5 protein-coding genes and 1 pseudogene are annotated in these 7,181 nt (G+C 68.2%); all 6 read right to left on the bottom strand.

The features are described from left to right. Positions 1 to 546: pseudogene (locus tag VLK61_RS07160) on the bottom strand (RND family transporter); the annotation flags it as partial. A 25-nt stretch (positions 547 to 571) separates the two neighbouring features. After that, positions 572 to 1,651, bottom strand: a complete 1,080-nt coding sequence (locus VLK61_RS07155; RefSeq protein WP_325419636.1) for a YCF48-related protein — start codon at positions 1,649 to 1,651, stop codon at positions 572 to 574. Then, positions 1,648 to 3,000, bottom strand: a complete 1,353-nt coding sequence (locus VLK61_RS07150) for a DUF1329 domain-containing protein (RefSeq protein WP_325419634.1) — start codon at positions 2,998 to 3,000, stop codon at positions 1,648 to 1,650. Before VLK61_RS07150 ends, VLK61_RS07155 begins: the two co-directional genes overlap by 4 nt. A gap of 17 nt (positions 3,001 to 3,017) precedes the next feature. Next, complete coding sequence (locus tag VLK61_RS07145; protein WP_325419632.1) at positions 3,018 to 4,754, bottom strand: DUF1302 domain-containing protein; 1,737 nt, start codon at positions 4,752 to 4,754, stop codon at positions 3,018 to 3,020. Between the two features lie 48 nt (positions 4,755 to 4,802). Then, positions 4,803 to 5,570, bottom strand: a complete 768-nt coding sequence (locus tag VLK61_RS07140) for a coniferyl-alcohol dehydrogenase (RefSeq protein WP_325419630.1) — start codon at positions 5,568 to 5,570, stop codon at positions 4,803 to 4,805. 21 nt (positions 5,571 to 5,591) lie between these two features. After that, positions 5,592 to 7,025: a benzaldehyde dehydrogenase gene (locus tag VLK61_RS07135; RefSeq protein WP_325419638.1), complete on the bottom strand. Its 1,434-nt coding sequence runs from the start codon at positions 7,023 to 7,025 to the stop codon at positions 5,592 to 5,594. Between the last annotated feature and the right edge of the window lie 156 nt (positions 7,026 to 7,181).

The raw sequence follows: 7,181 nt of genomic DNA, 5'->3' as shown, positions 1-7,181 counted from the left end.
GCCCGCCACCAGCTGGCCGATCTCACCCGAACGTTCGACATTCGCGCGCACCTCCGCCAGGCTCGCGGGCGAGCCGTCGTAGCTGTCGCCCATCACCGTGTTGCCGTCCAGGCCTTCTTCGGTCACCGCGACCCAGCGCGTGTTGCTGGTCCACAGCGACTTCATGAACGGCCGGTCCACCCCCGGCAGCAGGAAGATCTCGTCGTTGAGCTTCTGCAGCGTATCGAGGTAGGTCTTGTCGAAGATCGACTCACCGGTCGTCTCCACCGCGATGCGCATCGCGTTGCCCTGCCCCGCCAGGTTGGCCTTGTTGGCCAGGTAGTTGACGATATAGGCATGCGTGGTGGGGATGGTCTTCTCGAAGCTGGCGTTCAACCGCAGGCTGAAGGCTTGCCAGCCCAGCAGCAAGGTGATGACCAGGCAGATCGCCATCACCCAGGGGCGGTGGTTGAAAAACGCGCGCTCGGCCAGCGAGCCCGACCGGGTGTCGAAATCAGCGAGGCGGGCGACGACGGGTTGGGCGTCGAGGGATGTGTCGGCGTGCATGGGGGCAGTTCAGGAGTGCAAAGAGTCAGGGGGCAGGTTGGCGGCGCGTGCCGCGCAGGCTGGCCAGTACCAGCTGGCCGTCGGCCTGCGCAAGACCAGCGGCCGGCACGGGCTCGGCCGTTCTCGGCAGCTTCTTGAAGCTCTTGCCGTCGTCGCGGCTGAGCAGCACCTCGCCGCTCTGGCTGAGCAGGGCCAGCGCGTCGCCGTCGAGCAGCGCGGCGGCGCTCATCGACACCGTCACGCCGGTCTCGAGCTTGTCCCAGCTCGCGCCCTGGTCGGCCGAGCGCAGCGCGTTGCCGCGCAGGCCGTAGGCGATCAGCGCGCCGCTGCGCGTGGCCAGCAGGCCGAAGAAGCTGCCCTTGTAGGGCGAGGCCAGGACCGTGAAGCCGTCCCCGCTGTCGTTCGACTTCAGCAGCAGGCCCTGCTCCCCGGCGATGAAGGCATGGCCACCGGCCACCCGAACGCCGTACAGGTGCAGGTTCTTCGGGTTGGGCAAGGCCAGCGGCGTCCAGCGCTTGCCGCCGTCGCGTGTTTCGAAGGCCAGGCTGTAAGCGCCGACCGCATAACCGCGTTGCGCGTCGACGAACTCCAGGTCGAAGAAGGGCTTGTCGGGCCCCTCCTCGACGATGCGGCGTGCCGCCTTTTGCGCACGCTCATCCTGGCCGGTAGCAGCGGCGGCGATCGCCTGCGCAGCCTTCAAGCCGTCGAGCTGCAGCGTCCAGCTCTCGCCGCCGTCGTCGCTGCTCAGGATCACGCCGAGGTGACCTGCTGCCCAACCCTTCTTGGCATCAACGAAACGCACCGTCGTCAGCGTGGCCTGCACCGGCACCTTGGCCTGGCGCCACGTGGCGCCGGCGTCGTCCGACAGCAGCACGGTGCCACGCTCACCGACGGCCACCAGCCGCGCGCCGGCACGCGTCACGGCCAGCGTTGCCGCATTCAGCGCCTTCGGGCTGTGCAGCGCCGGCTCGCTCAGCGCGGCCGGCGGCGCATCGGCCTGCGCGGCGCCGACCGATGCGGCGGCCAGCGCGGCCGCCAGCGCCACCGGTCCGATCCAGCGGCCGCCGCGGAACCGGCGCGGCGAAGCCATTGCCAGGGGGGTCACCTTGTGCCCTCGTTGGCCAGTTCCTCGGGGCTGAAGAAGCTGCGCGGCAGCGGCGGCACCGCCTTGTACTGGCTGGACAGCTCGTTGGACGCCATGTTCAGGTAGTAGGCGCCGGTCTGCAGGTCGTAGCCGCCCCACAGCATGCTGCCGACCACCGCGGGCAGGTCGGGCGCCAGCAGCAGTAGCGTGTAATTGGTGCGCCACAGTTCACCCTTGGCATCCCAGCCGTCGAACAGGATGATCTGCCAGCTGTCCTCGTCGATGTAGTACTTGCGCTTGGGCACCACATGGCGCTTGCCGGCGGCCAGCGTTGCTTCCACCTCCCACACGCGGTGCAGCTCCCAGCGCACCTGCGCCGGGTTCAGCGTGTTCGGCGTCACCAGGTCGGCCACCTTGGCAGCGGCGGCGCGGTTGTTGTTGTACGGGATGTACATCTCCTTCTTGCCGACCAGCTTCAGCTCATGCTTGTCGATCGGGCCGAACAGGTTGAAGGCCTCGTCGAACAGGCCGATGCCCGAGGTCACCGAATCCGGCGTGTCGTAGGCCACCGAAGGCGCCTTGCGCACGCGGCGCTGGCCCACCAGGTATTGCCACAGGCCGCGCGGGTTGGTCGCGTTCAGGTTGTCGTGCGCGAGGATGGCCTCGCCGGCCTTGGAGCCGGGTTCCGTGACCGCGAACTTGCCGAGCTGGTAGTAGCCGTCGAACTTCTCCAGGCTGCCTTCGGGGTCGTAGTACTGCTTGCGGAAGCTCTGCACGCCGCCGGAGGCCATCGCGCGCTTGCCGTCGGCCGTGACCACCCACACCCGCACCGGTGCCTGGATGTAGGTGCCGGTCCAGGCCAGGCGGTGGTTCTGAATCACCTCGTAGCCGTCCTTGGGAATCGGGAACGGCGTGCCGCCATACGCGCCTTCGGTGCCCTGGCCGCCATCGGCCAGCTTGGCGCGGGTGGCGTTCTTGAAGGTGTTGTCATAAACCCATTGCGGAGCGGCCGCGGTACGGTGCGTCGGGTAGACGTCGATGCGGTACTCGGGGTACTTCTTCAGCAGTGCCTTCGTGCCGTCGCTCAGCCGCGCGGCATGCTGGTCCATGTTCTTCGCGGTGATAGCCAGCAGCGGCTTCTCGCCGGCAAAGGGGTCGGGCCGGGCGTCGCCGGCCTTGTAGCCGGCCGGTGCCTTGGTCATGCCGCCGTCCCAGGCCGGAATGCTGCCGTCCTTGTTGGCGGCACGCTCGGCGCCCAGCGGGGTCAGCGTGGTCTTGAGCTTGGCGGCTTCTTCGGCCGTCACGGCGGCGCCGGCCGCCAGCGGAACACACACGGCGGCGCAGGCCGCGGCGAGGAAAGTGAATTTCATGTCGGACTCCGGAGAGGTCAGAAAGTGCGCGAAACGTTGAACGCGAGGTAGGCGCGGTCACGCAGCGATTGGGCGTAGGTCAGCTGGCGCGGCGAGCCGGTGCCGGCGACGAAGTTTTCGGTGAAGGTCTTCTCCTTGCCGAAGTAGTCGTTGTACGAGAGCGCGACGTTCCAGTCGTTCTGGTACTTGCCCTTGATGCCGATGCTGTAGTCGCCGGCCCGCGAAGCGCCACCGGCGAAGTTGAAGATCGACGACGAACGGCCGCCGAAGTTGTAGCCCACGCCGATGGGCACCGACAGGTCCAGGCCTGGCAGCACCTGGAAGTACTGCGGCTCGAAGATCATGCGGAAGGCGAAGGCGCCCTGGGTGGTGTTGGGGTCCAGCCCACCGAGGCCGACGCTCGTGCCGTTGGGCCCGATGGCGAAGATGTCGCGCGTGATCTTCAGCCGCCGGTTGTAGGCCAGCTCGCTGACGATGGCGCCGCCCTGCCACAGCGCATTGGGCTGCAGCACGTAGATGCCGGAGACCTGCAAGTGCGCGGTGTTGCCGACCGCATAACACGGCGTGGCGCTGCTGGTGTCGCAGGCCAGGATCGGCCCCAGGCCCAGCACCGCGGGGTCGCTGGTCAGCGGTGCGTTGTGGCGCACCGAGCCTTCCACCGCCCAGTTCAGCTGGCCCACCGACGAGGTGACGCTGGCGCCCACCGTGCGGATGTTGCTGGCATAGACCAGGTGCACGTTGCCGTTGACGAAATCGAACACCGGCACGGCGGGCGTCTTGTCGTGGTATTGCGCGGCATACAGGCCGAACTCGAACTCGCTGCCGGTCGGGCTCCAGCGCAGCTGCACGCCGCCCTGGCCGCTGTTCTTCGGCCGCATGTCCTTGCTCTTGTCGTAGCTCAGCAGGATCGGGCTGCCGTCGGGTGCCTGGCCGAAGTTGACGGTGCCGGTGCCCACGTAGTCCTGGTTCGAGAAATAGCTGCCGACGCCCGGAATCTTGCTCGGGCGCCACTTCAGCTGGTAGTAGGCGCCGACCGACAGGCCTTCGGCCAGCTGCAGCGAGCCCGAGACCTGCTCCACCGGCAGCAGCACTTCCTTGAACTGCCAGCCCGGCACCGAGAGGATCTTGGCCACGTCCACCGGCCCCTGTGCATTGGCAATGCCGTTCTGGCCGAAGAACAGGCTCTCACCCCATTGCAGCGTGTGCTTGCCCAGGCGCAGCGTGCCCTTCATGCCGCCGATGTCACCCTTGACATACACGAAGGCATCCAGGATCTCGCCGCTGCGGCCATGCTGGCGCCGCGTGTCGGGCAGGAACTCGTTGGCCGCCTGGCCGGACTGGTTGTTCGAAGTCGAGACCACCGGCCCCAGCGCCTGGCCGCCGGCCAGCAGCGGCGTGCCGGCGTAGTCGCTGCGACCGAGGTAGACGCCGTCGTGCCAGGCGGTGGCGCTCAGGCGGCCGCCGAAGTTTTTCGCCGTGATGTCCAGCTCGCTCAGCAAGTCGAAGCGGCGCGAGATCAGGCCCTTGTTGAAGTTGTGGTCGCCGTCGTCCTCGTTGACGATGCCGGGGTCGGCCGCGACATCCAGCTTGGTCAGGTTCTGGGACGGGTTCTTCAGGCGATAGGCGGCACTGAACTTCGGCGTCAGATCGAGCCGGATCTTCAGGTCCGGATCACCGGTACCGATGTCGAAAGCGTGGGCGGCGGGCAGCGCGAGGGCTGCCGCCACCGCCAGTGCGTGGCGGTGTGGGCGCATGGATGTCTCCTGTCGTGGGTGTTGTGGTTTGGACGCTGCTGTCAGGCGCTAGAGATAAGTCGACGCCAATCCGCCGTCGACCGGCAGGTTGATGCCGCTGACCCAGCGCGCCGCGTCCGAGCAGAGGAAGGCGATCACCGGCGCCACTTCGTCGGCCAGTGCCGGGCGCTTCATGCGGTGGGCATCGGCGGCGACGCGGTCCTGGCCGAGCATGCTGACGAAGTCGCCGAGGATGGGCGTGAACACCGGGCCGGGCGCGACGCAATTCATGCGCACGCCGGTCTCCAGGAACCACTTCTGCGATTGCGTGGTGCTCCAGACGATCAGCGCTTCCTTGAAGTATTGGTAGCAGGTCTCCTGCGGCACCGGGTTCTTGGCCAGCCAGGCCAGGCCGGCCTCGAAGTTGCCGGTGGCCGCCAGCGCCTTGTGCTGGGCCACGCGCTGCGGCCATTCGGCACCGAGGATCGACGAGATGTTGACGATGCTGCCCCCCGCCGGCAGGCGGTCGACCAGGCGCTGGCACAGGTGGCGCAGGCCCAGGTAGTTGACGCGGCCGACCAGGTCGACCGGCGCGGTGCCCGGCACGCCGGCGACATTGCACAGCGCATCAATGCGCGCCGGCAACTGCTTGACCGCGGCGTCGATGGTCGACTGCTCCGACAGGTCGGCCTTGATGAAGCCGTCCAGCGTCAGCATCGGCTCGTTGCGGTCGACGCCGATCACGCTGGCGCCGGCAAAGCGCAGCAGGCGCGCGGTTTCGGCACCGATGCCCGAGCTGACGCCGGTGATGACGATGGTCTTGCCTTGGAAATTCATGCGGTGGTCCTTGGTGCAGATTCAGAAAGGAAACTGAGGCGGTGTGTCCTTGACGGTCAGCCACTGCCAGGTGGTGAAGGTCTCCCAGTCGCCGGGGCCGCCGTGCGAGCTGCCGTTGCCGGCGATGCCGGGGCCGCCGAAGGGATTGACGGCGTCGTCGTTGATCGTCTGGTCGTTGACATGGACCATGCCGGCGCGCAGGCGCTGGGCCACGGCCATCGCGCGGCCGACCGAGCGGGAAATGACTGCTGCTGCCAGGCCGCCGCGGCTGTTGTTGGCGATGGCCACCGCCTCGTCGTCGGTCTTGAAGGTGGCCAGGTTCAGCACCGGGCCGAAGACCTCGTCGTCGAAGCAGCGCATGCCGGGCTTCACGTCGCCGAGCACGGTGGGCTTGTAGAACAGGCCGTCGTACGTGCCACCGGCCAGCAGCTTGGCGCCGGCCTTGACGCTGTCCTGCACGACCGCATGCACGCGGTCGCGCTGGCGGGCGTCGATCAAGGGGCCGAGTGCCACCTGGCCGGTTGCGCCATTGCCCACCGGCAGGTGCGTGGCCTTGGCCACCAGGCGTTCGGTGATCGCGTCGGCGATCGATTCCTGCACCAGTACGCGGTTGCTGGCCATGCAGATCTGGCCCTGGTGCAGCCAGGCGCCCCAGGCGGCGTTGCTGGCGGCGAGATCGAGGTCGGCATCGTCGAGGATGATCAGGCTGTTGCTGCCGCCCAGCTCCAGCGAAACTTTCTTCAGCTGCTGGCCGGCCAGTTCGCCGATGCGCCGGCCCACCGCCGCCGAACCGGTGAACGAGATCATCGACACCTGGGGTTCGGTGACCAGCGCTTCGCCGACATCGGCGCCGCCGGGCAGCACATGCAGCACACCCGACGGCAGGCCGGCTTCTTCGAACATCTGCGCGATCAGGTAGCCACCACTGACGGGCGTGCGCGCATCGGGCTTGATGATCACGGCATTGCCGACCGCCAGCGCCGAAGCCACCACACGCAAGGTCAGGATCAACGGAAAGTTGAACGGCGAGATCACGCCGATCACGCCATGCGGCACGCGCCGCGCAATGCTCATGCGGCCCGGCGTGCTGGGCAGCACCTGGCCTTGGGCCTGCATCGGCATGCCGGCGGCCAGCTGGCAGAAGGCCACGGCTTCGCGCACCTCATGCTGGCCCTTGGGCAGGATGGCGCCGGTTTCGCGGGTGATGAAGAGCGCCAGTTCGTCGAAGTGCTGCTGCAGCAAGGTGGCCGCGCGCAGGAACACCGCGGCGCGTTCACGCGGCGCCATCGCGGCCCAGGCCGGCTGAGCAGCGGCGGCACCCGCGGCGGCGCTGGCCACATCCGCCGGCACCGCGCGGCCGGTGCGCGCCAGCTCCTGGCCGGTGGCCGGCTCGATCACGTCGGCGGCGACCATCGCGGCACGCCAGCCGTTGCTGTAGAGGTGCTCGCGCCACAGGGCGGGCTTCAGGAAAGTGGGGGTGGTCACGTCGGGCTTCTCCTGTCAGAAAGAACGTTAGGTCCGGTGGGCCGCGAGGCGAAGGTGGCTCGCCGCGGCTGTTGGGCTCACCTTGCGCAACAGCCGTGCCGCAGGTGCCGCCGGCGCGCTGATTGC

Source organism: Aquabacterium sp., from assembly GCF_035476535.1.
Lineage (GTDB): Bacteria > Pseudomonadota > Gammaproteobacteria > Burkholderiales > Burkholderiaceae_C > Pseudaquabacterium.
This window is presented reverse-complemented; position numbering and strand designations above follow the sequence as displayed.

What these genes read in the sequence shown, in the direction of transcription:
- VLK61_RS07150 (WP_325419634.1), bottom strand. Translation starts at nt 3,000, where the DNA reads ATGAAATTCACTTTCCTCGCCGCGGCCTGCGCCGCCGTGTGTGTTCCG.
- VLK61_RS07145 (WP_325419632.1), bottom strand. Translation starts at nt 4,754, where the DNA reads ATGCGCCCACACCGCCACGCACTGGCGGTGGCGGCAGCCCTCGCGCTG.
- VLK61_RS07140 (WP_325419630.1), bottom strand. Translation starts at nt 5,570, where the DNA reads ATGAATTTCCAAGGCAAGACCATCGTCATCACCGGCGTCAGCTCGGGC.